This is a genomic window from Nocardia sp. NPDC057353 (assembly GCF_042667085.1).
Classification (GTDB): domain Bacteria; phylum Actinomycetota; class Actinomycetes; order Mycobacteriales; family Mycobacteriaceae; genus Nocardia.
Genome location: NZ_JBHVAK010000037.1, coordinates 18,472 through 44,722 on the forward strand (window position 1 = coordinate 18,472; position 26,251 = coordinate 44,722).

Below are 26,251 nucleotides of genomic sequence, written 5' to 3' on the forward strand. Positions count from 1 at the left end.
AAACGTGAGCGAAACGAAGGAAACGCGCTCTCAACCTCGGCACAACGGTGCCGGAACACGAGTACCGCAACGTATACAGCGATGTCGACCGCCCCGTATACGAACGATTGCCAGGTACCCGCATGACGCCGTCGCCGCGAGGCACGCCCACCGCCGCACCCCTCCGAGCCCTGCTCGCCCTGCTCGCCGCCGCCGCGCTGCTCGTCACCGGCTGCTCGAGCATCGACGCCACCTTCACCCCGAGCGCGGGCGGCGGTGACGGCGGCACGGTGATCCGGGTCGGCACGCTGCGCGGCCAGCCGCACCTGTTCGCCCCCTACTTCTACGACCGCTTCCTCACCGGCGGCGCGCGGGTGGACGTCGCGGTGTTCGACTCTTCCCCGGATGTGAAGAACGCCCTGGTCTCCGGGCGGATCGACGTGGCCGCCATGGGCGTGCCCGCGATGCTGGCGGGCGCCGCCGACGGGCAGGACGTGCGGTTGATCGCCTCCTCGGCCGACGGCGGCTCCGCCATCGTCGGGCAGCCATCGATCCCCGATGTGCGGGGGCTGCGCGGCAAGAAGGTCGGGTACCCGGTCGGCTCCTCGCAGGAGGTGCTGCTGCGCTCGACGCTGACCGCGGCGGGCATCGACCCGGACCGCGACCTCACCCTGGTCAACCTGACCTTCGCCGACATGGCGAACGCCTACGCGGGCGGCCAGATCGACGCCTTCTCCTCCGCCGAGCTCGGCCCTTCGGTCGCCAAGCAGCGCGGCGCGCGCGACATCGTCAGCCCGTACGACACCCCGGTCGGAAAGGTCAATATCGGGCTGGCCACCACCCAGCGGGTCATCGGCGCCGACCCCGAGCTGGTCCGCACCGTGGTCGCCGCGCACCGGGACGCCGTGCGGCACATGGACACCCACCGCGAGGAGTGGCGGCAGCGGGTGGTGGAGCAGTTCGGGCTCGACCCGGCCGTCGCCGCCACCGCCATCGCCAACACCTGGCCCCGCGCGGACCTCTCCGAGCAGTACGTCGCCCAGGTCACCGCGCTCGCCCGCGAGATGGCGGCGCTCGGCCAGCTGCCGCGGACCCCCGACATGGCCGTCTTCGTCGACCCGTCGTTCGTCGACACCGCCGACACCGTCGCCGAGGAGGGCGCGAAATGACCACCGTCACCGACCCACCGGTCACCGCTCCGGCCGCGCTCCCCGCTCCCCCGACCCCGCGCCGCCTCCGGCCGGGCAAGCGCCTGGTGAGCGCGCTCTACGCGGTGGGGTTGCCGCTGGCGCTGACCGCGGTGTGGGCGCTGGCGGTGCGCCAGCAGTGGCAGCTGCCGCTCGGCATCGACATGCGCTTCGTCCCCTCCCCGGCCGAGGTCGTCACCCGGATCGCCGACCTGGCGGTCGGGTCCGGCGAGGCGACCAGCGGCACGCTGTGGCGGCACACCGCGGCCAGCGCGCTGCGGGTGCTCAACGGCTTCCTCATCGCCGCCGCGCTGGCGATCCCGCTCGGGCTGCTCATCGGCCGGATCCGGGTGGTGGAGCGGCTGCTCGACTCCACCGTCGGGCTGCTGCGCCCCATCCCGGTCACCGCGTGGGCGCCGCTGGCGCTGCTGCTGATCGGCTTCGGCGATCGCTCCACCATCTTCCTGATCGTCATCGCCGCGTTCTTCCCGATCCTGGTCAACACCATCGCGGGCGCCTCCGCCGTCTCGCCGCGGCTGCTGGAGGCCGCCGCCATGCTCGGCACCCCGGCCTGGAAATCCTTCTTCACCGTGGTGCTGCCCAGCTCCATGCGCTCGATCACCGCGGGGCTGCGGGTCGGGCTCGGGCTGGCCTGGGTGGTGCTGGTCGTCGGCGAGACCGTCGGCATCCGCACCGGCCTCGGCGCGCTCATCACCCAGGCCAGGGACATGAGCCGCACCGACATCATCGTCGCCGGAATGATCGTCATCGGCCTGGCCGGGCTCGCCTCCGACCGCCTGCTCACCCTCACCCTGCGCGCGGCCACCCGCAACCGCCCCGGGCTCGTCTGAAGGAGCACCCATGACCAGCACCGTCCGCCTCGGCGCCCCGATCACCATCGCCGCGCTCGGCAAGCAGTTCCCCTCCGAACAGGGCCCGGTGACCGCGGTCGCCGACCTCGACCTGGAGATCGCCGCGGGCGAGTTCATCGCCGTGGTCGGGGCCAGCGGCTGCGGCAAGTCCACCGTGCTGCGCATGCTCGCAGGCTTCGAGACCCCCACCTCGGGGCGGCTCGAGGTGGCGGGCGCGCCCGTGCGCGGGCCCGGCCCCGACCGCGGCGTCGTCTTCCAGGACTACGGCCTCTTCCCGTGGCTGACCGTGCAGGAGAACGTCGCCTACGGTCCGCGCCAGGCAGGCGCCTCCCGCCGCGACGCCGCCGCCGCGGCCGCCCGCTACATCGAGCTCGTCGGCCTCACCCGGGTCGCGAAACGCTTCCCGCAGCAGCTCTCCGGCGGTATGCAGCAGCGCGTCGCCATCGCCAGGGTGCTCTGCAACGAGCCCGCCGTGCTGCTCATGGACGAGCCCTTCGGCGCGTTGGACGCCCTCACCCGCGGCTCGCTGCAGCGCGAGCTCGAGCGCATCCACCGGGAGACCGGCACCACCACGCTGTTCGTCACGCACAGCGTGGAGGAGGCGGTCTACCTGGCCGATCGGGTGGTGGTGATGAGCGGCGGGATCTCGCACGGCACGCCGGGGCACGTGAAAGCGGTGGTTCCGGTGGAGTTGGCGCGGCCGCGCGATGTCAACGACGCGGACTTCACCGATCACCGGCGGCGGATCAGCGCGCTCATCGAGCACTGACAGGGCCAACTGTATGCACAGGCCGTGAACATTCGCCTACTTGTATAGACAAGTTGGTCCGCCTCGCGCCACAGTGAGGCGTGAAATCTGAGCGGTACGACCTGATCGTTGTGGGCGCGGGCATCGTCGGGCTCGCGCACGCGTTCCACGCGCGCGAGCGCGGGCTCTCGGTCGCGGTGGTCGAACAGAACGACCGCGTCCTCGGCGCCTCGGTCCGCAACTTCGGGCACGCCTGCGTGACAGCGCAATCGGGGCAGGCGCTCGACTACGCGCGGGCGGGGCGCGAGCACTGGATCCGGCTGGCCGGAGAGGCCGGGTTCGGGCTCGGGACCGCGGGCACCTGGTGCGTGGCGCGGGAGGCGGACGAACTGGCGGTGATGGCGGAGTTCGCGGCCGCGCGCGGCGCGGAGCAGGTGCGGATGCTGGGCCGGGAGCAGTTCCTGGAGCAGGTGCCGGTGGCCGACGCGGTCGGCGGCATGCACCTGCCCGGGGATCTGCAGGTGGATCCGCGCGCGGCCGCTCCGGCGATCGCGGCCTGGCTGGAGCGCGAGCGCGGGGTCGATTTCCGGTGGCGCACCGCGGTGCTGGGGGTCGAGCAGGGCCGGGTGCGCACCTCGCGGGGGACGCTGACCGCGGCGGCGATCGTAGTCGCGGTGAACCACGACGTCGACCGCCTCTTCCCCGAGCAGAGCGACGGCCTCCTGCGGTGCAGGCTGCACATGCTCCGTGCGACGGTCCGGCTGCCGCGACCACTGCCAGGGCCGCTGTTCACCGGCTGGTCGCTGCTGCGGTACTCGGGGTTCGCGGGGCTGGCGGGCACCGACGCGCTGCGCGACCGGCTGCGCCGGGACCACCCCGCCGAGGTCGCGGCCGACCTGCACCTCATGGTCACCCCGCAGGCCGACGGCAGCCTGATCATCGGCGACACCCACATCCGGGAGCCGTCGGAGTCGCCGTTCCAGTCCGAGCACGGGTTCGAGATGCTGCTCGCGCACGCCGGGGAGCTGTTCGGCAGCACCGACATCGCGGTGCGCGAGCGCTGGCAGGGCGTCTACAGCTCGGCACGGGGCCGCGAGTTCCTGATCGCGGAGCCGGAGCCGGGGGTGCACGTGGCCACGGTGACCACCGGGATCGGCATGACCACCGGGCTGGGGTTGGCGGCCTCGGTGCTCGACCGGATCACCCAGGTCGGGGCGGCGTCGAGCTCGTGAGGGTGAAGGTCACCAGGTCGGGGCGGTAGCGGTCGTCGGCGTACTCGAACGGCACGCCGTGTTCGTCCCGGGAGGTGCGGCGCTCGCGCAGCAGCGGGGTACCGGGGGCGATGCCGAGGTGGGCGGCGTCGAGCGGGTCGGCGGCGACGGCGTCGAGCTGGTGTTCCATGGTGGCGAAGCGCACCCCGGCACCGGCGAGGAAGTCGGTGATCGAGCCGGAATCGGTGTCGAAGCCGAGGACGAGGGCGCCGACCGCTTCGGTGAAGGTGCTGCGCTCGAGCATGGCGGGCTCGCCGTCGAGCAGCCGCACCCGCAGCACCTCGACGACGAACTCCGCCGCGTCCACCCCGAGCGCCGCCGCGGCCTCGACGGCGGGCCGTCGGCGGGCGACCTCGACGGTGCGGTTGCCCGCCGCCCGCCCGGTGCTCTCGGCCCAGCGGGTGAAGGGCGTGAAGGTGGCGATGCCGCGGGCCGGGGTTCGGCCGCGCACGGTCGCGGGGCGGCCGCGCGAGATGGTTACCAGCCCTTCGGCGCGCAGCGCGGCCACGGCCTGGCGCACCGGGCCGCGGGAGACGCCGAACTCGGCGCAGAGCTCCCCCTCGCTGGGCAGCGAGCCGCCGACGGGGTAGGCGCCGTCGCGGATCCGCGACCGCAGCTGGGCGGCGACGTGCTCGTGCAGGGTGCCGGGTGGCCGCACGGTCGCCTCCGTTCCTCGCCTGGACCGGCTCGAAACTACCCGGTCACCGCGGTCAGGGCGCGATCGAGGCGCGCAGCAGCCCCGGCGGGGGCGGGACGAGCACCGTCTCGACGGCGGCGAGGGCGACCGGGGGTGCCACCACCGAGGCCCACGGGTAGCGGTCGCGGGTGGCGTCCAGGAACGCGACCGCCTCGTGCAGGTGGCGGGGTTCGTAGTTGTGCACACCGGTGATGGTGAGCCAGCCGCGTACCACCGCCTCGGGGTCGACCGGGACCGCGGGCCCCGGCGTCACCGAGCCGACGAGGACCAGGGTGCCGCCGAAGGCGAGGCGGCCGGGCGCGGCGGCGACGGCCGAGGGGGCGCCGGAGAACTCCAGCGCGACATCGACCGGCCCGCCGTCGTCCGGCAGCCCGCCGAACGCGGCGGCGACGGCGAGCCGCTCGGGGTCCGGATCGGCCACCACGACCTCGGCGCCGCGCGCGACGCACGCCGCGGCGGCGGTGAGGCCGAGCATGCCCGCCCCCGTCACCAGCACCCGGCGGCCCGCGAGCTCGCCCGCGGCCTCGAGCGCGGCCATGACCGTGGCGGTGGCGCACCCGGCGGGCGCGGCGACGGCATCGGGCAGCTGCTCGGGCACCGCGACCACGGCGACCCCGGCGGGCAGCAGGATGTGCTCGGCGTAGGCGCCCGAGAGCGGCCACTCCCCCGCGAACGGCTCGTGCCCCACCTTCCTGACCCGCTCGCACTTCGCGGTGAACCCCACCCGACAGCGCGCGCAGTCACCGCAGGAGGCGGTCACCGACCACACCACCCTGGTTCCCGCCGGGAACGGCCCGCCCGCCACCACCCGCCCGACGGCTTCGTGGCCGAGCACCGACGGACACGGCCCCGGCCGCCTGCCGGAGACGGTGTGCAGGTCGCTGCCGCACACCGTGGCCAGCGCGACCCGCACCAGCGTCGCGCCGGGGCCGGGCGCGGGCAGCGGCACCTCGCGCACCGCGGTCCCGGCGCCGGTCCACACCGCCGCCCTGGTCACACCACCAGCGAGCGAATCCATCCGGAGAGCCTTTCGATCAGGTAGACGATGACGAAGACCACCAGCACGATCGCCCCGGCCACCTCGAAGTTCAGCGTCCGGATCGACTCGAACAGCAGGTAGCCGATGCCGCCCGCGCCGACGATGCCGAGCACGGTCGAGGTGCGGATATTGACGTCGAGCAGGTAGAGCCAGGAGCCGACGATCGCCGGGACGGCCTGCGGGAGGACCGCCGCGGTGACCGTCTTCCACCAGCCGCCACCGACCGACGCGACCGCTTCGAGCGGTCCGGGGTCGATCTCCTCCACCGCATCGGCGACGAGCTTGCCGAGGAACCCGACCGAGCCGATGGCCAGCGCGCAGGTGCCCGCGATCGGACCGAGCCCGAGCGCGGCCACGAACACCACCGCGACGATGAGCTCGGGCACCGCGCGCACCAGCAGGATCCAGCCCCGCGCGACCCAGTAGAGCACCGGGTGCGGAGAGACATTGCGCGCCGCGACGATGCCGACCGGGATGGAGAGCAGCCCGCCGATGCCGGTGGCGAGCACGCCGATGGCGACGGTCTGCACGGTGGCGTCGATCAGCTCGGGGCCGAGCGCGCCGAAGTCCGGCGGCAGCATCCGCCCGAACACGTCGCAGGCGGGCCCGACCCAGGTGAACAGCGACCGCGGGTCGATCTCCAGCACCACCAGCGCGGCGAGCGTCGCCCCGCCGACCAACCCGCCGAGCGCGAACCGGGCGACCCGGTCGCGGCGCGGGTCGGAGCGGTTCGGGGCGAGCAGGACGCGCCGAATGCCGATGGCGAACAGCTCCATGGCGGCGATGATCACCAGGATCACCGCGACGATCCCCATGGCCCGCGGGTAGGCCAGGCCGCGCAGCGCGTCCTGCAGCGCGAAGCCGATGCCGCCCGCACCGACGAACCCGAGCACCACCGACATGCGCAGGTTGATGTCGACCCGGTACACGAAGACCCCGATCCAGGCCGGGACCACCTGCGGCAGCACGGCATTGACCAGTTCGCGCAGCGGACCGGAGCCGGTGGCGCGCACGGCTTCGCGCGGGCCGGGGTCGGTCTGCTCGATGGCGTCGGCGAAGAGCTTGCCGAGCATGCCGATGGAGTGCAGCGCCAGCGCGAGCACGCCGGGCAGCACCCCGATGCCGAGCCCGCGGACCAGCAGCGCCGCGATGAGCAGGTCCGGCATGGCGCGGCAGAAGGTGATGACGGCGCGCGCCACGGCGTGCACCGCGGGGTGCGGGGTGGTGTTGCGGGCGGCGAGGAAGGCCAGCGGCACCGAGGCCACGGCGGCGAGCACGGTGCCGAGCACCGCCATGAGCAGCGTCTCCAGCGCGAGCGTGGAGATCCGGGCCGGGTCGTCCAGCCGGGGCGGGAGCATCCGGTCCAGCAGCCTGGCGATGTCGTCCATGCCGTCGAGCAGGGTGGCCGGGGCGAACTCGAGGTAGGCGGCGGAGACGAGGACCGCCACGGCGGCCAGCAGCGAGAGTAGCCGCAGCGTCCACGGGCGCGGGGTGCGGGCGCGGTCGTCGCGCTCGGCGGGCCGCCGCTGCGGTGGGTCGAGCACCACGCTCATCGCGGCCGGGCCGGGGTGGTCGCGGCGGCGTCGTCGGGGTCGACGCGGCGGTAGATCTCCATGACCTCGTCGCGGGAGAGCTCGACCGCGGCCCGGTCCAGCACCTTCTCGCCGTTGCGCAGCCCGATGAGCCGGTGCGCCCAGCCGAGCGCGAGATCCACCTGGTGCAGGGTGCAGATCACGGTGAGCTGCTCCTCGATACAGATCCGGAACAGCAGGTCCATCACCACCCCGGCGTTCTCCGGGTCCAGCGAGGCCACCGGCTCGTCGGCCAGCACCACCCGCGGCCGCTGCATGAGCGTGCGGGCGATGGCGACGCGCTGCTGCTGGCCGCCGGAGAGCGTGTCGGCGCGCCGCTCGGCCAGCCCGGCCAGCCCCACCCGCTCCAGGTGCGCGAGCGCCTCGCGCCGCATGGCGGCCGGGTAGGTGAGCGTGCCGTAGCGCGGCAGCCGCAACCTGCCGAGCCCGCCGATCAGCACGTTCTCCAGGCAGCTGAGCCGCCCGACCAGGTTGAAGTGCTGGAAGACGAAGCCGACATCGCGGCGCAGCGCCCGCAGCCGGGCGCCGCGCGCGAGGTCCACCCGAACCCCGTCGACCTCGACCCGGCCCGCGCTGACCGGCTGCAGCCCGTTCAGGCAGCGCAGCAGCGTCGACTTGCCGGACCCGGAGAGCCCGAGCAGCACGACCAGTTCGCTGCGGTGCACGGTGAAGGAGACCTCGTGCAGCGCGGTGACCGCGCCGAAGCGCTTGCTCACCCCGTCCACGGTGACGACGACATCGTCACCGGCGACGGCGGGCGGGAACGCCGGGGTGGTCATCGGATCAGCCCTTGCACTTGTCCGAGCCGGTGACCTCGCACACCTTGCGCACGCCGTCGTAGTCGGCGTCGGTGGCGGGCACGACGCCCCAGGCGCGCTCGTCGGTGAAGCGGCAGGCCTCGCCGGTGCAGATCCCCGCGGCCTGCAGCCGGTCCATGTTCAGCTGCTCGGTGAAGAGCGCGCGCAGCTCGTCGACGGTCTCGGCGCCGAGCGCGTTGCTCGCGGCGAAGAGCGATCCGGCGATGGTCTCCGACTTCCAGATCGTCGCCAGCTCGCCCGGCTCCAGGTCGCCCTTCTCGATCATGGTCTTGTCCACCATGGTGTCGAAGGCGAAGCCGGCGTCGCAGTCGCCCGCCGCGATCGCCAGCGCGGAGGAGTCGTGGCCGCCCGCGAAGATCGGGGTCAGCCCGGCCGAGAGGTCGCGCTCCGCGCCGGAGGCGATGACCTTCGCCTCGATCAGCCCCGCGCTCGGGTAGAGGAACCCGGAGGTGGAGCTGGGGTCGACGAAGCAGACCTTCTTGCCGCGGAAATCGGCCAGCGTCCTGATGTCCGGGTTGTTCGCGCGGGTCAGGCCGTAGGACTGGTAGCCGGGCTTGCCGCCCGCGTTCTTGACCACCGCGCCGAGCGGGGTGATGTCGGCGCCCGCGAGTCCGGCCACCACGTAGGCGAACGGGCCGAAGAAGGCGAGGTCGACATTGCCCGCGATCAGCCCCTCGACCACGCCCGCGTAGTCGGAGGCCTGCACGAACTCGACCTTCGATCCGGTCTCCCGCTCCAGCAGCGCGATCACCGGCTGGTAGCTGGCCTTCAGGTCGCTGGAGTTCTCGGCCGGGATGGCGGCCAGGGTGATGGTCTCGGGGAAGCCCTGCGCGTTGCGGGATTCGGAGTCGGAGCCGGAACAGCCCGCGAGTGCGAGCGTGAGCCCGGTGAGCGCGGCCACGAGGGCACGGGCCGGGCGGCGGTGGCGGAAGAACATGGTGGAGCGGTCCTCTCGGAGTGCTGCGGGTCAGGCGGGACGGAGCAGGGCGGGCAGTTCGGCGATGGTGTCGAGCACGTGGGTGGCACCGGCCTCGCGCAGCGTCGCGGCGTCGTGGGCGCCGGTGCGCACGCCCGCGACGATGCGTGCGCCCGCCCGGCGGCCGCAGAGCATGTCGCCCGCGGTGTCGCCCGCCACGGCCACCGCGGCGACGTCGTCCACCCGGAGCCGCAGCAGCGCGGTGAGCACCAGGTCGGGGTAGGGGCGGCCGCGGCCCGCCTCGGCGGGGGCGAGGGTGAGGTCGGCGAGCGTCTCCCAGCCGAGCGCGGCCAGGATGCGGTCCTGGGTGCCGCGGCTGAACCCGGTGGTCAGCGCCACCAGCACGCCCTCGCCGCGCAGCCTCGAGATGGCCTCGGCGGCACCGGGAATCGGCATCAGCCCGCCCTCGTCGACGAAGCGGGCGTAGGCCTCCTCGAAGGCGGTGTTGGCGGTGGCGGCGCGCTCCTCGGTGCCGAAGAGCGCACGGAAGACCTCGATCTTGGACTGGCCCATGGTGTCCAGCACGTACCGGCGGGCCCGGTCGCGCTCCTCCCCCGCGGCGGGCAGCCCGGCGGCGGTCGCGGCGGCCTCGAAGGCGCGAACGACGAGCCCGTCGTCGGCGATGGTGGTGCCCGCCATGTCGAGCACGGCGAGCGCGATGTCGGTGGGTTGCTGTGGCACGGGAACTACGGTGACTTTTGGTATAGACCAATCAGCACACGCCGAGCGAACGCAAAGTGAACAATTGGTATATACCAAAAATGGTAGGCTGTTTCCGTGACGTCGCAGCCCGAACCCCGGGTCCTCAAGCATCAGGTCGTGCGCGCCCACGTGGACGAACTCCTCGACCGCCTGGACGAGGGCGCCCAGCTGCCCTCCGAGCGTGGGCTCGCGCTGCGCTTCGGGGTCTCCCGCGAGACCGTGCGCCAAGCCCTGCGCGAACTGCTGGTGGCGGGGCGGATCCAGCGCCGCGGCCGGGGCACCGTGGTCGCCAGGCCGAAGCTGGTGCAGCCGCTGGCGCTCGGCTCCTACACCGAGGCGGCGCGCGCCGAGGGCCGCGAGGCCCGCCGCGACCTGGTGGCCTGGACCCGGCTCAGCGCCGACGACTTCCTGGCGGCGGCGCTGGCGATCCCGGTCGGCACCCCGGTGGTCCAGCTCGAGCGCGTGCTGGTGGTGGATGGGATCCCGGTCGGCCTGGAGACCACCCGGCTCCCCGCCCACCGCTACCCCGGCCTGGTCGAGACCTTCGACACCGAGGCCTCGCTCTACGCCGAGATCCGTTCCCGCGGCATCCCCTTCGACGAAGCCGTGGACAGCATCGAGACCACGCTGCCGGACGCCCGCGAGGCGGCGCTGCTCTCGGTCGACGCCCGCACCCCGATGTTCCTGCTCAACCGCATCTCCTACGACCCGGACCGGGTGCCGATCGAACACCGCCGCTCGCTCTACCGCGGCGACCGCATGACCTTCACCTCGATCCAGCGCCGCTGACCCGGCACCCGGATTCGACCGCGGCCTCGATCACGTCTTGAATGACCCGACGTGACGACAGAAGAAGCGCCGCGCGGCGTCGAACGGGAGCACGGGGAGCCGCGGGTGGTACTCGGGGTGGTGGCGGCGCCGGGGCCCGCCTTCGAGCTGGCGCGGCAGCACCTGGGCGACGAGGCCTTCGCCGCCGGGCTCGGGGCACGGCTGGCCGGGGCCGAGTGGGAGGTCGAGCTGGTCGAGGACCGGCTGGTGACGCCGCCGGCGGGCGACGGCGAGATCGTGGCGGCCGCGCGGGAGCTGATGCTGGCCCGGGGGTGGGACGTGGTGATAGGCGTGACCGACCTGCCGCTGCACGAGCGCCGCCGCCCGGTGCTGGCGCACGCCAGCCCGCTGCACGGGGTCGCGGTCGTCTCGATTCCCGCGCTCGGGCCGCGGGGGCGGGGAAGGCGGTTGAACGAGGTCGCGGCCGAACTCGTGGCCCGGCTGCTCGGCCACGACCCGGACGATCCGGATTCCGCGGGCTCGACCGATCGCGAACTGATCCGACGGGTGCGGGAGCTCGGCACCGACACCGAACCGGGCGCCTCGGCGTTCACCGCAAGGGTGCTGACCGGCAACCTGCGGCTGATCACCGGCATGGTGCGCGCCAACCAGCCGTGGCGGCTCACCCTCCGGCTCTCGCGCGCGCTGGCCGCGGCCGCGGCGGCGGGGGTGTTCGCGCTGATCACCTCCGATATCTGGCGGATGGCCGACACCTTCGGCGCCGTGCGGTCGACCCTGGCCATGGTCGGGTCGATCGTGGCCATCGCGGCCACGCTGGTGATCGGGGCGCAGCTGTGGGAGCGCGCGCCGGGGCGGCGGATGCGGGAGCAGGTGGCGATGTTCAATATCGCGACCGTCGCGACCGTGCTCATCGGCGTCGGCGCGTTCTACCTGGCGCTGTTCGGTCTGGCGGTGCTGGCGGCGGCGTTCCTGGTGGTGCCCGCGGGGTTCGCCGAGGCGCTGGGGCATCCGGTCGGGATCGGGGACTACCTGGAGCTGGCGTGGTTGACGTGTTCGCTGGCCACGGTCGGCGGTGCGCTCGGCGCCGGGCTGGAGGACGACGACACCGTCCGCGAAGCCGCCTACGCGCGGCACAGCGACACCGGCGCCGCCTGACTACCGCACGCCGAGCCGAACCGCCTCGGCCGCGGCGTAGGCCCCGGTCAGCGCGACCAGCGGCCACGCCACCCGCGGGGAGACGTCCCGCCGCCGGACGTGACCGAGGCCGGCGACCGTGTCGCTGAGGTCGATGAGCAGTCCGAGGCGCAGCCATCGCGCCCGCTCCCGGGGACCGGCGGTGAGGTAGCCGAACCCCATGGCGAGCGCACGAATCCCGTAGACGCGGGTGAGGTACAGCGACTCCGGCGTGCTGCGCGCACCGAAGGCTCTCGTCAGCGCGTTCGGCGCGCCCAGGGAGGCAGCACCTGCTGCGGACACCATGGCCAAGCGCACCTACAACCAGTACTGCGGCGTCGCGCACGCGCTCGACCTGCTCGGCGAGCGGTGGTCGATGCTGATCCTGCGCAACCTCCTGCTCGGCCCCAAGCGCTACACCGACCTGCTGGACGGCCTCCCCGGCATCGGGACCGGGCTGCTCAGCCAGCGCCTCAAGGAACTCGACGCGGCGGGGGTGATCAGCAGGACGACCCTGCCGCCCCCAGCGGCTTCGGCCGTCTACCAGCTGACCGCCGACGGCGAGGCGCTGCGCCCGGTCTTCCATTCGCTCTCGCGCTGGGGGCTGCCCCGGCTCGGTGCGCCCACACCGGGGCAGCATCTCGACCCGGAGTTGGTGGCCATCGCCATGGAGGCCAGGTTTCGGCCGGAGGCGGTGCGACCGGAGGCGCACGGGGTCTACGAGCTCCGGACCGAAGGCGTGGCTTTCCGGTTCACGATCGGGCCGGAGCGGATCGAGTTCCGCGCGGTCCCGGCGGAGTCACCGCGCGCGGTCGTCGCCGCCGACGTCGCCACGCTCGCCGAATTGGCCAACGGCACGGTGACACTCGGCGGCGCCGTCGAGAGCGGCGCGCTCACCATCACCGGCGACCCCGCCGCCGCGGCACCGCTGGCCGCCGCCTTCGGACTCCTCGGCGCAGCGGAGTAGGCCGCGCCGGTGCAGCACCCGCGCGGCGCTGTGCGCGGCCAGGTACAGGTGCGTGCGGCGATGCGGGAGGACCCCGGTGAGCCAGGGCAGCAGGAAGTAGACCGGGATCAACCCCCGCTCGATGCGGCGGTGGGCGCGCTGCCCCAGCACCGAGCGCGCCGTCAGCGCGGCGAGCCCGAGCTGCGCCGAGCCGAGCGCGGCCAGGAACACCCGGCTGCGGCGGGGCAGCCCGAGCAGCGTCGGCACCGTGCAGTGCACCGCCGCGCAGCCGTAGTCGAAGATCACGTGCTCACGTCCGCGCATACGCGCGCAATACCCACCTCGGTCCGGAACACGGCAGCACCGCGAACGAGGTCCGAGCCACACTTGCGCAGCGCGCCTGCGGGTTCGCACGGTCAGCGCGCCCGTGTGCGAAGAGTGGTGCCTGTCGGCCTCGGAATCGAAGGGAAGCGCCGGAATGCCGGGGTGGCGCAGCAGCGCGCCACCCCGGGATCAGGTCAGCGCAGCGCCTGCGCCGCCGCGACGAGGTTGCGCAGCGAGGCGGTCACCTCATCGGTCTTGCGGGTCTTGAGCCCGCAGTCCGGGTTGACCCACAGCCGTTCGGCCGGAACGGCTTTCAACGCCAGCGCCAGCGACTTCTGCACCTCGTCGGCGCCGGGGACGCGCGGCGAGTGGATGTCGTAGACACCCGGGCCGACACCGAGGTCGAAGCCGATCGCATTGAGGTCGTCGAGCACCTCCATGTGCGAGCGCGCCGCCTCGATCGAGGTGACGTCGGCGTCCAGGCCGTGGATCGCGCCGATGACCTCACCGAACTCCGAGTAGCAGAGGTGCGTGTGGACCTGGGTGGCGTCGGCGACCCCGGCGGTGGCGAGCCGGAAGGCGTCGACCGCCCACTCCAGGTAGGCGGCCTGGTCGGCCCGGCGCAGCGGCAGCAGTTCGCGCAGCGCGGGCTCGTCCACCTGGATGACGCCGATGCCCGCGGCCTCCAGGTCCACCGTCTCGTCCCGGATGGCCAGCGCGATCTGCCGCGCGGTGTCGGCGAGCGGCTGGTCGTCGCGGATGAACGACCAGGCCAGGATGGTGACCGGGCCGGTCAGCATGCCCTTGACCGGCTTGCGGGTGAGCGACTGGGCGTAGGTGATCCACTCGACGGTCATGACCGCGGGGCGCGCCACGTCGCCGTAGACGATCGGCGGGCGAACGCAGCGGGTGCCGTAGGACTGCACCCAGCCGTTGATCGTGGCGGCGAAGCCGTCGAGCTGCTCGGCGAAGTACTGCACCATGTCGTTGCGCTCCGGCTCGCCGTGCACCAGCACGTCCAGCCCGATCTCCTCCTGCAGCGCGATCACCTCGGCGATCTCGGCGCGCATGCGGGTGTCGTACTCGGCCTGATCGATCTCGCCGCGGCGGAGTTCCGCACGGGCCACCCGGATCCGGCCGGTCTGCGGGTAGGAGCCGATGGTGGTCGTCGGGAGCAGCGGCAGGTTGAGGCGTTCCTGCTGCAGGATGCGGCGTTCGTCGGCGGGGGCGCGGCGGACGGCGTCCGCGTCCAGGTTCGCCAGCCGCTCGCGGACCGCCGCCACGCGCAGGCGCGGGTCGGCCTTGCGGTCGGCCACGGCGGTGCGCGCGATCTCCAGCGCCGCGCTCTCCCCCTCGGCCAGTGCGGTGGCGAGCAGCCGGATCTCGGCGATCTTCTCGGCACCGAACGCGAGCCAACTGCGCAACCGCTCGTCCAGGTCGGTCTCGGGCGCGAGGCTGTAGGGAACGTGCAGCAGCGAGCAGGAGCTGGACACGGCGACGGTCACCCCGGCATCGCGCAGCTCGGTCAGGTACGGCAGCGCGTGGTCGGGGTCGACGCGCCAGATGTTGTGGCCGTCGACCACCCCGGCCACGATCAGCTTGTCGGTGATCGACTTCGCCGCGGCCAGATCCGCGTCACCGCCGGCGACCAGATCGACGGCGATTCCCTCGATCCCGGTCTCGGCGAGCGCGGGCAGCGCCACGCCCAACCGGCCGAAGTAGGCGGCCACCAGGATCGCCGGGCGCGCCGACAGCTCGGAGAGCCGCTGGTAGGTGCTGCGCACCGCCGCCAGCTCGGCCTCGGTGAGGTCGGTGACCAGCGACGGCTCGTCGAGCTGGACCCACTGCGCACCGGCCTCGACGAGCAGCCCGAGCAGCTGCTCGTAGAGCGGAAGCAGGTCGGGCAGCCGGTTCAGCAGGTCGCTGCCGTCCACCGACTTGGCCAGCTTCAGGAAGGTGATCGGGCCGACGACCACCGGCCGCGCGGGCACGCCGAGCGCGAGCGCCTCCTTCAGCTCGGCCAGCGGCTTCTCCGGGTGCAGCGCGAACGCCGTGTCCGCGCCGAGTTCGGGCACCAGGTAGTGGTAGTTGGTGTCGAACCACTTGGTCATCTCGAGCGGCGCGACCTCGGCATTGCCGCGGGCGGCGGCGAAGTAGCGATCCAGCTCGTCGACGATCCCGGCCACCCGCTCGGGCAGCGCGCCGAGCAGCACGGCGGTGTCGAGCACCTGGTCGTAGTACGAGAAGGTGCCCACCGGCACCGAATCCAGCCCGGCGTCCCGAGCCGCCGTCAGCTGCGCGGTGCGCAGGTCCTTCGCGACGGCGTGCAGGCTCGCCGCATCGGCGCGGCCCGCCCAGTACGCCTCGGTGGCACGCTTGAGTTCCCGATTCGGGCCGACGCGCGGGAATCCCAGCACGGTCGCGGTGAAGGTGGTGCGCGAGTTCGACATTGATGAGCTCCAGAGTCAGCAGTAAGAACCGCCACCCTTCAAGAGCGCACGCTGATGGAGCCCTGCAAGCATCGTTCCCGTGCCCGGGTCCACTGGCGTAGCGCCCGATCCGCGAGGCGACGGCCACCGGAGACGGCGTCTCCGGTACAACGGGCAGGTCTTCGGACTCGTGGGCATCGACCCGAATCGGGTCGGCCCCGGGGCCCGGGGCTGGTCCTACCGACCGTCGCTTCCCAGGCGGGTGCCCAGTGCGGGTGACGGCTGTCGTTCCCACTCACCGCTGCGGGACAGCCCCGGATTTCCACCGGGTTCCCTCTCACCCGCCGACTGTGCTCGACGGGCTTCGACGCCATCGGACGGGTCAGGGGCTCCTTCGACTCCGCCTCCGGCGAACCAGCTGCACCGACGAATATATCAATCCGGTCGCATGGTCGGGTGAGTCGTCGATGGCCGGGAAGGGATGGGTCAGGCCACGACCGGGCGCTGCGCGACGCCCACGTATTCGCTCAGCGGCCGGATGAGCGCATTGGATTCACCCTGTTCGATGATGTGCGCGGTCCAGCCGGTGATCCGGCTCATGACGAAGATCGGGGTGAAGACCTCGATATCGAAGCCGAGCAGGTAGTACGCCGGGCCGGTCGGGAAATCCAGATTCGGCTCGATCCCGGTCGCGTCGACCATGGTGCGCTCGAGGATGTCGTACATCCGCACCCATTTCTGCCCGTCGGTGGCGGCGGCGATATCCAGGAAAGCCTGCTTCATGGTCGGCACGCGGGAATCACCGTTCTTATAGACCCGGTGGCCGAAGCCCATGACCTTTTCCTTCTTCGCGAGCTTGGCCCGCAGCCACTCCTCGGCCAGCGCCGGATCATCGATCTCCAGCATGTGGTGCATGACGGCCTCGTTGGCGCCGCCGTGCAGCGGGCCCTTCAGAGCGCCGATCCCGGCGGTGACCGCGCTGTAGATGTCCGACAGCGTCGAGGTGACCACCCGCGCGGCGAAGGTGGAGGCATTGAAACTGTGCTCGGCGTAGAGGATCAGCGAGACCTCGAACGCCTGCACCAGCTCCCGGGAGGGGACCTTTCCGAAGCACATGTGCAGGAAGTTCTCCGCGTAACCCAGGTGCGAATGCGGAGCGATCGGGTCCTGACCGTGGCGGCGCCGGTGGTCGGCGGCGACGATGGTGGGCAGCACGGCGAACATGCGCAGCGCCTTGGCCCGGTTCGCGCGCGGCGAGTTGTCCTCGGCGTCGGGATCTTCGGCACCGAGGTAGCTGATCGCGGTGCGCACCACGTCCATCGGGTGGCAGGTGTCGGGCATCTTCGCCACCAGCGAGAGCAGCGAGCGGTCCGCCCGGCGCGACGCCCGCTCCTGCTGCTGAAAGCGCTCCAGCTCGGCATTGCCGGGCAGTTCGCCGTTCCAGAGCAGGTAGGCGACCTCTTCGAAGGAGCAGTGGGCGGCCAGGTCCTGCACGGCGTAGCCGCGGTAGGTCAGCGAGTTCGTTTCGGGCACCACCTTGGAGATCGCGGTGGTGTCGACGACGACGCCTGCCAGACCCTTGTAGATATCCGGCATCACTGGTTCCTTCCGAGCGAGAAATTGACGATGTCGGAGTCGAATTCGTTGTAGCGCTCGTACTGCAGCAGTTCGTAGAGCCGCGAGCGATGCTGCATGCGGTCCAACAGCCCGGACTGCGTGCCCTCGGCGAAGATTTCGCGGAGTCCCTGCTCGGCGGCGAACATGGCCAGCCGCAGCGTGGTCACCGGGTAGATCACGGCGTTGTAGCCGATCTTCTCCAGCACCCCGGCGGAGAGCAGCTCCGATTTACCGAACTCGGTCATATTCGCCAGCAGGGGAACGTCCACCGCGGCCCGGAACTTCTCGAAATCGGCAGGCGTGGAGAGCGCCTCGGTGAAGATCAGGTCCGCACCGGCGTCGGCATAGGCCTCGACCCGGTCGATGGCGGCGTCGATGCCCTCGATGCCCGCGGCGTCGGTGCGCGCGCAGATCAAGAAGTTGGGGTCCCGGCGCGCGGAGATCGCGGCGGTCAGCCTGCGCAGCATGTCCTCGACCGGCACCACGGCCTTGCCGTCCAGGTGCCCGCAGCGTTTCGGGTTGACCTGGTCCTCCAGGTGCAGCCCGGCGATCCCGGCATCTTCGAGCACGGTGACCGTGCGGGCCGCGCTCATGGGCTCGCCGAAGCCGGTGTCGGCGTCGATGAGCACCGGCAGGTCGGTCACCCGGGCGATCTGCTGCCCACGGCCGGCTACCTCGGTGAGCGTGGTGAGCCCGATATCGGGCAGCCCCAGATCCGCGGAGAGCACCGCGCCGGAGACGTAGACGCCCTCGAACCCGATCTCCTGGATCAGCTTGGCGACCAGCGGATTGAAGGCGCCGGGGATCCGCTGGATCTTCCCCGAGGTCAGCCCGGTGCGGAAGGCGATCCGCTTGTCGGCCGCCGAGGTGGTCGCCGCGAGCAGCCCCGTCATCAGAACAGCCCCTTCGGCGAGCGCGGCGCGCGGGCGAGCACATCCGCCGAGGCGGTGACGGTGAGTTCCGACAGCTCACCCGCGGACAGCTCGCCCGCGCGCTGGGCCACCTCCAGGAAGCGATCCTGCTCGGTGGGCTCGACCACACCCTCGGCGAGGGTGCGGAACTTGGCGATGTACTGCTCGCGGGCGAAGGGCCTGGCGCCGAGCGGGTGCGCGTCGGCGACCGCCAGCTCGTCGGTGATCACCTCGCCGCTCTTCAGCGTGACCTCGGCGCGGGCGCCGAACGCCTTCTCCGCCGGGTCGGTCGAGTGGTAGCGGCGGGTCCACTCCGGATCCTCGGCGGTCGAGATCTTGTGCCACAGGTCCACGGTCGATGGCCGCTGCGCCCGCTCGGGGGTGTAGGAGTGCTCGTGGTGCCAGGTGCCGTCCTCCAGCGCGACCGCGAAGATATAGGGCACCGAGTGGTCGAGGGTCTCGCGCGAGGCGGTGGGGTCGAACTTCTGCGGGTCGCCGGAGCCGGTGCCGATCACCACGTGCGTGTGATGGCTGGTGTGCAGCACGATCGAGGCGATCTGGTCCAGGTCGCCGATCCGCTCTCGCATCCGCCGCGCCAGGTCGATCGGCGCCTGCGACTGGTACTCGGCCGAGTGCTCCTTGGTGTAGGTGTCCAGGATGCCGCGCTTGGGCTCGCCGGGGCCGGGCAGCGGCACCGAGTACTCGGCGTCCGGACCGCCGAGCAGCCAAGCGATGACGCCGTCCTCGCCCTCCCAGATCGGTGACGGCGCCCCTTCGCCACGCAGCGCCCGGTCCACCGCCTCGACCGCCATCTTGCCCGCGAAGGCCGGGGCGTACGCCTTCCAGCTGGAGATCTCGCCCTTGCGGGACTGCCTGGTCGCCGTCGTGGTGTGCAGCGCCTGCCCGATCGCCTGGTAGATGGTGGCGGTGTCCAGCCCGAGCAGGGTGCCGATCCCGGCGGCCGCCGACGGACCCAGGTGCGCGACGTGATCGATCTTGTGTTCGTGCAGGCAGATCGCGCGCACCAGATCCACCTGGATCTCGTAACCGGTCGCCAGGCCGCGGATCAGCTCGCGCCCGGTCCGGCCCGCATGCTGGGCGACGGCCAGGATCGGCGGGATGTTGTCACCGGGGTGCGAGTACTCGGCCGCCAGGAAGGTGTCGTGGAAGTCGAGCTCGCGCACCGCCACCCCGTTGGCCCAAGCCGCCCAGTCCGGGGAGAAGCGGCCGCCGACACCGAACACGGTCGAGCCGGGCTCGTAGGGGTGCGCCAGCGCCTGGGCGCGGGCGTTGGAAACCGGGCGCCGGGTCAGCGACGCGGCTGCCACGGCCGCGTTGTCGATGATCCGGTTGACGATCATCTCCTCGGTCTCCGGGGCGACCTCGACCGGGTCGGCGGCCACCTCCGCGATCCGCCACGCCAGGTGCTGCTCGCGGGGGAAGTCCGCCGCGGAACGGTGGGTGCGAACGAGATGATTCTTCACAGGCCGATGCCTCCGGGTCGTCGAGGGAATTTCGCTTGTTTCGCACGCTACAGCCGGGGTGGCAGCGGGGAAATCCGTCGCATCCGGCGAATTTTGTGGAAGCAACCCTGCAAATCTGTGGAAATTGCGGAAGGGCAGCCCCGGCTACGCGGACCCGCCTGCGGCAGAGGGGGATCCGGCCGACATCGAAGAACGGTCCCCCGTCGCGATAGGGTGGGCGAACCCCCGGCTCCACAGTGCTGCCACGTGCCACGGGAATTCGGCGGAAGGATCTCTGCTCGAAAATGAATACCCGGATCATGGGAATCCTGAATGTCACACCGGATTCCTTCCTCGACGGCGGGCAATTCGAGCGCCCCGCACTACGACGACGTCGTGACCGAGGTGCGGCGGTGATCCGCACCCACGATGTCGCTCCCACCGTGCAGGCCGTGCGGATGGCCGCTGCCGTCGCCACGTCGGCCCCGCTGCTCGCGCGGCACTGAATCTCGCTGCGCTCAGCTGGATCCGGTCGATGCCGCAGGGGCGTACGGGGTGTTGGCCGGACGGTTCTCATCCGCGGCCAGCGGGCGCCCGATCTGCGGGAAGGCACGCTGCGCGCACGCCGTGCGCTCACACACCCGGCAGCCTGCCCCGATCGGCACCGCGGCCGCGCGATCGGTGATCGGCAGGCCGTGGGAGTAGACGAGCTTGTCGGCGAAGGTGAGGTCGCAGCCGAGCCCGACCGCGAAGTCCCGCGCCGGTGCCAGGTAGCCGGGGTTGCTCTCCCCCGTGGTGCGCGCCAGCCACAGGTACGCGCGCCCATCCGGCATCTCGGCGATCTGGGTTCGGATCCGCCCCGGCGTGGAGAAGGCGTCGTGCACCACCCACAGCGGGCACGATCCACCCACCCGGGAGAAGTGGAACGCCGTGGCGGACTGCCGCTTGGAGATATTGCCCGCCCGGTCGGTGCGGACGAAGAAGAACGGCACCCCGCGCTGCCCGCGCCGCTGCAGTGTCGAGAGCCGGTGGCACACCGTTTCGAACCCGACCTCGAACTGCGCCGAGAGCAGATCGATGTCGTAGCGCAACGCCTCGGCAGCGCGCAGGAACGGGCCGTAGGGCAGGATCAGCGCCCCGGCGAAGTAGTTGGCCAGCCCGATCCGCAGCAACCGGCGCGACTCCCCCGGCAACCCGGCGGTGTCGGCGAGCAACTCCTCGAGCACGGCGGACTGGGTCAGGAACGCCAGCTGCGTCGCCACCTGGAAGGCCCGCTGTCCGGGAGTGAGGCGCCGAGCCAGAATCAAGGTGCGCGAGTGCGGGTCGAAGACCCGTTTCGGCCCGGGCCGCACCGGGTCCTCCGAACGGATCCGGACCGCGACATCGTGCTCCTCGCGCAGCAGCCGCGCCAGCTGCAGATCCAGCCCGCCCAGGGTGAACCGGCCTCGGGTGAACAGCTCCTCGGCCGCGGTGTCGAGCGCGGGGATGTGGTTGCGGCGGTCGTAGAAGTAGTCGCGGACGTCCTCGTACGGCATGGCGGTGCGGGTATCGCTCGGCGGCGCGTCGATGCCCGCGGTGAGCTGCTCGATCTGCCCGGTGGCGGCGCGCAGCCGCCGATGCTGGCTGATCAGCAGCCGCGCCGCGGTCGGCACCCGGGACAGCAGATCATCGAGCTCGCCGCTGGTCACCGTGGCCGCCTCGGAATCCTCGGCGAACACCGCCGCCAGATCCGCGAGCAGCCGCGCGTCGGTCTCCGGGGCGAAGAACCCGACCTCCAGGTCGAAGGTCGAGGTCAGCCGCATGAGCACCGGCACCGTCAGCGGCCGCTGATCGTTCTCCAGCTGATTGACATAGCTCACCGACAACGCCAGCGCCTTGGCCAGCCCGGACTGGGAGAGCCCGCGCTGCTCCCGCAACGCCCGCAGCCGTCCCCCGGCATACAGCTTCTCCACCACCGGCACCCTTCCTCGACACCCGGCTTTCCGGTTCGAGGCCGACACCCGCCGCGGCGCGCACGACGACGACGCACCCGGACAGCCGGATGCGTGGCAGGTCGGCGTAGCGCCCGGTCCACGAGGCGACGGCCGCCGGACACGGCGTGTCCGGCACAGCGGGCAGGTCTTCGGACTCGCGGGCACCGGCCCCCGAGGGGCCGACCTGGGGCGAACCCAGGCATTTCCTACCACGCCGTCGCTTCCCGGACCCGAGGGTCCAGTGCTGATGACGGCGGTCGTTCCCGCTCACCGCTGCGGGACAGTCCCGGATTCCCACCGGGTTCCCTCTCGCCCGCCACCCGGCCGAAGAGGCCTGGCGGTGGGCTTCGACGCCCCGCGCCCACCGTGGTGGTTCGGGACGAACCAGCTGCGGCGTTCAGCATATGCCCTGTTCGCGGCGGGTTGCGACAGGGGTGAGCGGGACCGGAACCTGCGTGCCCGAGACCACGGCCGCGGTCTGGTACCGCACGCCGGCCGGGCCGGTGACGGTGAGCGGCCACCGGCTGCCCGGTGGGCACCATCCGCACCCGGGTGGCGCGCGCCCGCGAGACACCGGTCGAGTTCTGGCGCGGCGCGCAGACCGCGGCACGGAAAGCGCACGGCGCGAACAGGACCGGCGCCCGCAATGGCATGCCGAGGCAGTAGCGGATCGGTATCGTGGAAGGTCGGATCGGCTGCGCGCCGGTCCGCCGCCGTAACCGAGAACGCCGTTCGGCAACCCCCGCCCGGGCGGTGCGCCCGACAGGCGCGAGGAGGTCCCGTGGACACCGATGGCGCTGCCCGATACGACCGCAGGGCCGTAGCCCGGATTCTGCGCGAACTCGCCGGACCCGCCCCCTTCGCCCAGGTCGCACCCCGCACGCACAGCCGGATCGAATACCGTGCCACCGCCCTGCGATTCGAGCCGGGCAGCCACCTCACGCTGTCCCAGCGGTTGTATCTGGAGCGCTTCATGCGGCCCTGCCCGCCCGAGCAGGTCACCTCGGCCACGCACCGGGTGAGCTGGCTCGACGAGGAAGGGGTGGCCAATACCGGACACTTCCACAGCGACGGCCTCGGCCCGGTCGTGCCCATCGCGGCCCGTACCGCCTTCCTCGCCCTGTGGAACGGGCTCCGCGCGGACGCCGGATTCGCCGAGCGCGCAGGACGTCTCGACGGAGCCGCGCGCTCGGTGCTGGCGGGCACCACCACCGACCACGAACCGCTCGAGGTCTTCCGGGTCGGGTTGGAGGCCGCCGCGCGGGCCCTGACCCAGCACGCGCTGCTGGCGCACCGCGTCGGGCACCGCGACCCCGCGCGATTCGCGCTCGCGCTGCGCGGGTCGGGCATCTTTGTCGCGGTCGCGACCCGTTGGTTCTGGGAGTTGCAGGCCTCCACCCACCGGCGCGGCATGGCCCCGGTCGAGCTGACCGCCGACCTAGACGGGCGGCTGCGCTACACCCCCGGCACGCTGGCAACGCTGCGCGTCATGAAGGAGGCCACGATCGCCGAGGCGCACGCGGTCATGCACCGCGCGCGCACCGAGGAAGGGCTCGGCACCGAGGCGGCCATCGCCAGGTACCACGACGAACTCGACCTCATCTCCCGGCAGTACGCCCTGCTCGCCCCGGGCGAGCAGCCCGCGTGTCCGGCCGCGGCGAGCACGCTGCTGCCGCTGGTGGTCGAGCGGTTCGTCGCGGCGTTCGCCGACGCGGTCCAGCGCTGCGAACTCGTGCCGCTCGCCGCCGCGGGCGAGGAGAGCGACGGCGCACCGGAATCGGTCTTCGCGGTGCCGGACATGAACTGCAAACACTGCGTGCGCACCATCACCGCGGTCCTCACCGCGATGGACATCGCGGTGCACGACGTCGACCTGGACCGCAAGATCGTGCGGGCGGAGTTCCGCAGCACGCGCAACCGGGACCGCGCCTTCGAGGCGCTGCGCGACAGCGGGTACAACCCGACCCCGCACGCGGGTGCGGTGGCGTCCGTGGGCGGGGAAGGCCGCGGATGATCCCACCTCCGGTCCCCGCGCTGCTCGATCCGCTGGTGCGCGAGTTCCTCGAGTCCGCGAGGCCGCTCGCCGCAGGCCACCCCACGCCGCTGCATCTGGTCTTCCCCGCGGTCTTCGCGGCCAATGCCGCCGCGCTGACCGCGGTGCTCGAGCAGCGCGACCTCAGCCACCGAATCTGGTACGCGCACAAAGTCAATCGCAGCGCCGCGTTCGCGCGGGAGGCCGAGCGCGCCGGGCTCGCCATCGACGTCGCCTCGCCCGGCGAGCTGGACAGCGCGCTGCGCGCCGGCTTCGCCCCGGCCCGCATCGAGGCCACCGGCCCCAAGGGCGAGCGATTCCTGCGGCGGCTGCTCGCCGAGGGGGTCACGGTCAATGCCGACAATGTCTGGGAGGTCGAGCAGCTGGCCGCCGCGGCGGGCGGGCCGGTGCCGATTCTGCTGCGCATCAGCGGGTTTCCCGGCACAGCCGCCAGCCGGTTCGGGATCGCGCTCGCCGCGATCCCCGCCGTGCTGGACCGGCTGGCGGCCTTCCGCGACCGGATCGCGCTGCGCGGCTTCTCCTTCCATCTCGACACCGCCGAGCAGCGGGATCGGGTGCGGGCGATCGCGGCGTGCCTGCCGCTGTTCGAGGCGGCGTGGGCACGCGGCCTCTCGCCCACCGTGCTCGATATCGGCGGCGGGCTGCGCCAGGTCTTCGCCGCCGATCCCGGCAGCTACGACGCCTACACCCGCGCCCTGCGCGAGTCGCTGCTCGGCCACGGGCGGCCGCTGGCCTGGTCGGGCGCCACCTTCGGCTACCGGGTGGAGGCCGGTGCGGTCACCGGCACCCCGGTGTTCCACAAGTACGCCAACACCGTCGCCCCCGCGACGGCGCTCGGCGCACTGCTCGACGCCGAGGTACCGGGGCAGGGGCGCTCGGTGGCCGCGATCCTCACCGACAACCTGCTCGAGCTCTGGCTGGAGCCGGGGAAGTCGCTCACCGACCACGCCGGGATCACCCTCGCCCGCATCGAATTCACCAGGGACCTGCCGGACGGGTCCGTCCTGGCGAACCTCGACATCAGCCGCGACCAGGTGACCCCCGCCGACCAGGAGAGCCTCGTCGACCCACTGCTGCTGGCGGGCGACGCCGCACCGCGCCCGCCCGAACCGGTCGCGGCATTCCTCGCCGGGCGGCTGTGCCTGGAGCGCGACATGGTCAGCACCCGCGCCGTCCGGCTGCCCTTCCGGCCGCGGCCCGGCGATCTGCTGGTGTTCCCCAACACCGCCGGATACCACTCGGACCTGTCCGCGGCCACCGCCGCCGGGCACCCACTGCCCCCGACCTTCGCGGTCAGGCGCGGACCCGGCGGGTTCACCGTCGTCCCCGACGCCGACCACCGTCCCGCCCAGGAGGGATCGTGCGCCCGCACGACAGCATCACCGAGCTGATCGGCAACACTCCGCTGTTGCGGCTCGACCCCGCCGTGCACGGCATCGCGCGGCTGCGGTTCTACGCGAAGCTGGAGTCCCACAACCCGTTCGGCTCGGTCAAGGACCGCGCCGCGTTGGCGATGCTCCGCGACGAACTGCCCGGGCTCCGGGCCGAGGGCCGCACCCTGCTCGAGGCGTCCAGCGGCAATACCGCCAAGGCCATGCGGGTGCTGGGGTCGCTGGACGGCGTCGGGCTGCGGGCGGTCACCAACCGGATCAAGGTCGGCGAGGTCCGCGACATGCTGCGCCTGCTCGGCACCGAGATCGTCGAGCTGCCCGGGCTCTCGGAGTGCCCCGATCCCACCGCGCCCGACGACGTGTCCTCGGTCATCGCCGCCACCATGACCCGGGAACCCGGCGCCTGGCACCACGCCTCCCAGTACACCAACGAGCGCAATGTCGAGGCCCACTACCGGGGCACCGGGTCCGAGATCCGCTCCGCGCTCGCCGCGGTGGGCATCGAGCGGGTCGACTACCTCGTCGGCGGGCTCGGCACCACCGGCTCCACCCGCGGCACCGCGACCGCGCTGCGCGAACACAACCCGCGGCTGCGCACCGTCGGGGTGGTCTCCACCCGCGACGACTTCATCCCCGGCATCCGCTCCGAGACCGAGATGTGGGACGTCGGGCTCTTCCAGCCCGACTTCTACCACCGCATCGTCACCGTCGGCGCCGAGCACGCGGTCGACGCCACCCTGCTGCTGGCGCGCCGCTACGGCGTGCTGGCGGGCCCCACCTCCGGCGCCGCCTACGCCGCCGCGCTCGACGTCCTGCGCCCGGCCGCCGCGGCGCTCGGCCCCGACGACCCGGACCTGGTCGCGGTCGTGATCGTCTGCGACCGCCTCGAGCCCTACCTGTCCTACCTGCGGGCCCGGCGCCCCGAGCTGTTCGACGACCCGGCCCGCCCGGCCCCGCCACACCCGGCCGAACTGGCCGCCGTCCCGCAGCTCGGCCCGGAAGCACTCGATGAACTCGACCGCACCCGGCGCGCGACCGTGGTCGACACCCGCGGAGCCATGGCCTACCGGGTCGCCCACATCCCCGGCTCGATCAACGTGCGCGACGACGTCCTGCTCGACACACCCCCGGATCAGCTGCCGTTCTGCCGGACCAGACCGCTGGTCTTCGTCTGCCCCGTGGGGCGGGTGTCCCGGCACTTCGCGGCGCTGACCCGCCGCTCCGGGTTCGAGGCCTACAGCCTCGCCGGTGGGCTCGCGGCCTGGCGCGAGGAAGGGCTGCCCCTGCAGCGGGCCCGCTGA

At 72.5% G+C, this 26,251-nt stretch carries 23 protein-coding genes and 2 riboswitches; of the genes, 11 read left to right on the forward strand and 12 right to left on the reverse strand.

The window, feature by feature from the left end; all coding sequences use genetic code 11:
* The first annotated feature begins 122 nt into the window (after nucleotides 1-122).
* The 4 genes from ACFUUZ_RS19795 (at nucleotide 123) to ACFUUZ_RS19810 (ending at nucleotide 4,018) form a co-directional block, all read left to right on the forward strand.
* Nucleotides 123-1,148, forward strand: a complete 1,026-nt coding sequence (locus tag ACFUUZ_RS19795; protein ID WP_378698188.1) for an ABC transporter substrate-binding protein — start codon at nucleotides 123-125, stop codon at nucleotides 1,146-1,148.
* Nucleotides 1,145-2,017, forward strand: a complete 873-nt coding sequence (locus ACFUUZ_RS19800) for an ABC transporter permease (RefSeq protein ID WP_378698190.1) — start codon at nucleotides 1,145-1,147, stop codon at nucleotides 2,015-2,017. The genes ACFUUZ_RS19795 and ACFUUZ_RS19800 overlap by 4 nt, the downstream gene beginning before the upstream one ends.
* A gap of 10 nt (nucleotides 2,018-2,027) precedes the next feature.
* Nucleotides 2,028-2,807: an ABC transporter ATP-binding protein gene (locus tag ACFUUZ_RS19805; RefSeq protein WP_378698192.1), complete on the forward strand. Its 780-nt coding sequence runs from the start codon at nucleotides 2,028-2,030 to the stop codon at nucleotides 2,805-2,807.
* 80 nt (nucleotides 2,808-2,887) lie between these two features.
* Nucleotides 2,888-4,018 carry a TIGR03364 family FAD-dependent oxidoreductase gene (locus tag ACFUUZ_RS19810; RefSeq protein WP_378698195.1) on the forward strand — a complete coding sequence of 377 codons (1,131 nt, stop codon included), beginning with the start codon at nucleotides 2,888-2,890 and terminating at the stop codon, nucleotides 4,016-4,018.
* Here the strand turns inward: ACFUUZ_RS19810 and ACFUUZ_RS19815 are convergent.
* From ACFUUZ_RS19815 to ACFUUZ_RS19840, 6 genes are read right to left on the reverse strand one after another with little or no spacing between them, the layout of a single operon-like run.
* Nucleotides 3,987-4,715 (reverse strand): GntR family transcriptional regulator, encoded by a 729-nt coding sequence (locus tag ACFUUZ_RS19815; protein ID WP_378698197.1) that lies wholly within the window; start codon nucleotides 4,713-4,715, stop codon nucleotides 3,987-3,989. The two genes, ACFUUZ_RS19810 and ACFUUZ_RS19815, sit on opposite strands and share 32 nt — an antisense overlap.
* A gap of 52 nt (nucleotides 4,716-4,767) precedes the next feature.
* Entirely contained in the window at nucleotides 4,768-5,772 is a 1,005-nt protein-coding gene (locus ACFUUZ_RS19820; protein ID WP_378698199.1) for a zinc-binding dehydrogenase, read from the reverse strand.
* On the reverse strand, nucleotides 5,748-7,346 hold the full coding sequence (phnE, locus tag ACFUUZ_RS19825) for a phosphonate ABC transporter, permease protein PhnE (protein WP_378698201.1): 1,599 nt from the start codon (nucleotides 7,344-7,346) through the stop codon (nucleotides 5,748-5,750). The genes ACFUUZ_RS19820 and phnE overlap by 25 nt, the downstream gene beginning before the upstream one ends.
* Nucleotides 7,343-8,164 (reverse strand): phosphonate ABC transporter ATP-binding protein, encoded by an 822-nt coding sequence (gene phnC, locus ACFUUZ_RS19830; RefSeq protein WP_378698203.1) that lies wholly within the window; start codon nucleotides 8,162-8,164, stop codon nucleotides 7,343-7,345. The genes phnE and phnC overlap by 4 nt, the downstream gene beginning before the upstream one ends.
* 4 nt (nucleotides 8,165-8,168) lie before the next feature.
* Complete coding sequence (locus tag ACFUUZ_RS19835; protein ID WP_378698205.1) at nucleotides 8,169-9,140, reverse strand: phosphate/phosphite/phosphonate ABC transporter substrate-binding protein; 972 nt, start codon at nucleotides 9,138-9,140, stop codon at nucleotides 8,169-8,171.
* A gap of 30 nt (nucleotides 9,141-9,170) precedes the next feature.
* Nucleotides 9,171-9,860, reverse strand: coding sequence for a phosphonatase-like hydrolase (locus ACFUUZ_RS19840; protein WP_378698207.1), 690 nt, complete (start codon nucleotides 9,858-9,860; stop codon nucleotides 9,171-9,173).
* Between the two features lie 96 nt (nucleotides 9,861-9,956).
* On the opposite strand from ACFUUZ_RS19840, the gene ACFUUZ_RS19845 reads away from it, so the two are divergent.
* Nucleotides 9,957-10,670 (forward strand): GntR family transcriptional regulator, encoded by a 714-nt coding sequence (locus ACFUUZ_RS19845; RefSeq protein WP_378698209.1) that lies wholly within the window; start codon nucleotides 9,957-9,959, stop codon nucleotides 10,668-10,670.
* Nucleotides 10,671-10,721: 51 nt separating this feature from the next.
* Nucleotides 10,722-11,825 carry a hypothetical protein gene (locus ACFUUZ_RS19850; RefSeq protein ID WP_378698211.1) on the forward strand — a complete coding sequence of 368 codons (1,104 nt, stop codon included), beginning with the start codon at nucleotides 10,722-10,724 and terminating at the stop codon, nucleotides 11,823-11,825.
* Here the strand turns inward: ACFUUZ_RS19850 and ACFUUZ_RS19855 are convergent, their stop codons facing one another.
* Nucleotides 11,826-12,149 carry a hypothetical protein gene (locus ACFUUZ_RS19855; protein ID WP_378698213.1) on the reverse strand — a complete coding sequence of 108 codons (324 nt, stop codon included), beginning with the start codon at nucleotides 12,147-12,149 and terminating at the stop codon, nucleotides 11,826-11,828.
* On the opposite strand from ACFUUZ_RS19855, the gene ACFUUZ_RS19860 reads away from it, so the two are divergent.
* Together ACFUUZ_RS19860 and ACFUUZ_RS19865 are read left to right on the forward strand one after the other, a co-directional pair.
* The gene (locus ACFUUZ_RS19860; RefSeq protein ID WP_378698215.1) at nucleotides 12,148-12,810 is read left to right on the forward strand and encodes a winged helix-turn-helix transcriptional regulator; all 663 of its coding nucleotides are present in this window, start codon (nucleotides 12,148-12,150) and stop codon (nucleotides 12,808-12,810) included. The genes ACFUUZ_RS19855 and ACFUUZ_RS19860 overlap by 2 nt on opposite strands.
* A gap of 121 nt (nucleotides 12,811-12,931) precedes the next feature.
* Complete coding sequence (locus ACFUUZ_RS19865; protein ID WP_378698218.1) at nucleotides 12,932-13,084, forward strand: hypothetical protein; 153 nt, start codon at nucleotides 12,932-12,934, stop codon at nucleotides 13,082-13,084.
* A gap of 223 nt (nucleotides 13,085-13,307) precedes the next feature.
* Here the strand turns inward: ACFUUZ_RS19865 and metE are convergent, their stop codons facing one another.
* The 5 genes from metE to ACFUUZ_RS19890 all read right to left on the reverse strand — a co-directional run bounded on the left by metE (nucleotide 13,308) and on the right by ACFUUZ_RS19890 (nucleotide 21,485).
* The gene (gene metE / locus ACFUUZ_RS19870) at nucleotides 13,308-15,563 is read right to left on the reverse strand and encodes a 5-methyltetrahydropteroyltriglutamate--homocysteine S-methyltransferase (RefSeq protein WP_378698220.1); all 2,256 of its coding nucleotides are present in this window, start codon (nucleotides 15,561-15,563) and stop codon (nucleotides 13,308-13,310) included.
* A 134-nt stretch (nucleotides 15,564-15,697) separates the two neighbouring features.
* Nucleotides 15,698-15,915: riboswitch (cobalamin riboswitch) on the reverse strand.
* 113 nt (nucleotides 15,916-16,028) lie between these two features.
* Nucleotides 16,029-17,138 (reverse strand): bifunctional 2-methylcitrate synthase/citrate synthase, encoded by a 1,110-nt coding sequence (locus tag ACFUUZ_RS19875; protein ID WP_378698222.1) that lies wholly within the window; start codon nucleotides 17,136-17,138, stop codon nucleotides 16,029-16,031.
* On the reverse strand, nucleotides 17,138-18,052 hold the full coding sequence (prpB, locus tag ACFUUZ_RS19880) for a methylisocitrate lyase (protein ID WP_378698224.1): 915 nt from the start codon (nucleotides 18,050-18,052) through the stop codon (nucleotides 17,138-17,140). Before prpB ends, ACFUUZ_RS19875 begins: the two co-directional genes overlap by 1 nt.
* Nucleotides 18,052-19,554 carry a 2-methylcitrate dehydratase PrpD gene (gene prpD / locus ACFUUZ_RS19885; protein ID WP_378698226.1) on the reverse strand — a complete coding sequence of 501 codons (1,503 nt, stop codon included), beginning with the start codon at nucleotides 19,552-19,554 and terminating at the stop codon, nucleotides 18,052-18,054. Before prpD ends, prpB begins: the two co-directional genes overlap by 1 nt.
* 497 nt (nucleotides 19,555-20,051) lie before the next feature.
* Nucleotides 20,052-21,485, reverse strand: a complete 1,434-nt coding sequence (locus ACFUUZ_RS19890; RefSeq protein ID WP_378698228.1) for a short-chain fatty acyl-CoA regulator family protein — start codon at nucleotides 21,483-21,485, stop codon at nucleotides 20,052-20,054.
* 164 nt (nucleotides 21,486-21,649) lie between these two features.
* Nucleotides 21,650-21,816: riboswitch (cobalamin riboswitch) on the reverse strand.
* 471 nt (nucleotides 21,817-22,287) lie between these two features.
* Here ACFUUZ_RS19890 and ACFUUZ_RS19895 point away from each other — a divergent pair.
* The 3 genes from ACFUUZ_RS19895 to ACFUUZ_RS19905 are packed head-to-tail and all read left to right on the forward strand — an operon-like array spanning nucleotide 22,288 to nucleotide 26,251.
* Nucleotides 22,288-23,520 (forward strand): heavy-metal-associated domain-containing protein, encoded by a 1,233-nt coding sequence (locus ACFUUZ_RS19895; protein ID WP_378698229.1) that lies wholly within the window; start codon nucleotides 22,288-22,290, stop codon nucleotides 23,518-23,520.
* Nucleotides 23,517-24,950 (forward strand): decarboxylase, encoded by a 1,434-nt coding sequence (locus tag ACFUUZ_RS19900; protein WP_378698230.1) that lies wholly within the window; start codon nucleotides 23,517-23,519, stop codon nucleotides 24,948-24,950. The genes ACFUUZ_RS19895 and ACFUUZ_RS19900 overlap by 4 nt, the downstream gene beginning before the upstream one ends.
* Nucleotides 24,920-26,251, forward strand: coding sequence for a pyridoxal-phosphate dependent enzyme (locus tag ACFUUZ_RS19905; protein ID WP_378698231.1), 1,332 nt, complete (start codon nucleotides 24,920-24,922; stop codon nucleotides 26,249-26,251). Before ACFUUZ_RS19900 ends, ACFUUZ_RS19905 begins: the two co-directional genes overlap by 31 nt.

Excerpts from the sequence above, each read along its gene's own strand:
- ACFUUZ_RS19795 (WP_378698188.1), top strand. The coding sequence starts at position 123 with ATGACGCCGTCGCCGCGAGGCACGCCCACCGCCGCACCCCTCCGAGCC.
- metE (WP_378698220.1), bottom strand. The coding sequence starts at position 15,563 with ATGTCGAACTCGCGCACCACCTTCACCGCGACCGTGCTGGGATTCCCG.
- prpB (WP_378698224.1), bottom strand. The coding sequence starts at position 18,052 with ATGACGGGGCTGCTCGCGGCGACCACCTCGGCGGCCGACAAGCGGATC.
- phnC (WP_378698203.1), bottom strand. The coding sequence starts at position 8,164 with ATGACCACCCCGGCGTTCCCGCCCGCCGTCGCCGGTGACGATGTCGTC.
- ACFUUZ_RS19820 (WP_378698199.1), bottom strand. The coding sequence starts at position 5,772 with ATGGATTCGCTCGCTGGTGGTGTGACCAGGGCGGCGGTGTGGACCGGC.
- ACFUUZ_RS19860 (WP_378698215.1), top strand. The coding sequence starts at position 12,148 with ATGGCCAAGCGCACCTACAACCAGTACTGCGGCGTCGCGCACGCGCTC.
- ACFUUZ_RS19805 (WP_378698192.1), top strand. The coding sequence starts at position 2,028 with ATGACCAGCACCGTCCGCCTCGGCGCCCCGATCACCATCGCCGCGCTC.
- ACFUUZ_RS19865 (WP_378698218.1), top strand. The coding sequence starts at position 12,932 with ATGCGGCGGTGGGCGCGCTGCCCCAGCACCGAGCGCGCCGTCAGCGCG.
- ACFUUZ_RS19835 (WP_378698205.1), bottom strand. The coding sequence starts at position 9,140 with ATGTTCTTCCGCCACCGCCGCCCGGCCCGTGCCCTCGTGGCCGCGCTC.
- ACFUUZ_RS19900 (WP_378698230.1), top strand. The coding sequence starts at position 23,517 with ATGATCCCACCTCCGGTCCCCGCGCTGCTCGATCCGCTGGTGCGCGAG.
- ACFUUZ_RS19800 (WP_378698190.1), top strand. The coding sequence starts at position 1,145 with ATGACCACCGTCACCGACCCACCGGTCACCGCTCCGGCCGCGCTCCCC.
- ACFUUZ_RS19855 (WP_378698213.1), bottom strand. The coding sequence starts at position 12,149 with ATGGTGTCCGCAGCAGGTGCTGCCTCCCTGGGCGCGCCGAACGCGCTG.
- ACFUUZ_RS19875 (WP_378698222.1), bottom strand. The coding sequence starts at position 17,138 with ATGCCGGATATCTACAAGGGTCTGGCAGGCGTCGTCGTCGACACCACC.
- phnE (WP_378698201.1), bottom strand. The coding sequence starts at position 7,346 with ATGAGCGTGGTGCTCGACCCACCGCAGCGGCGGCCCGCCGAGCGCGAC.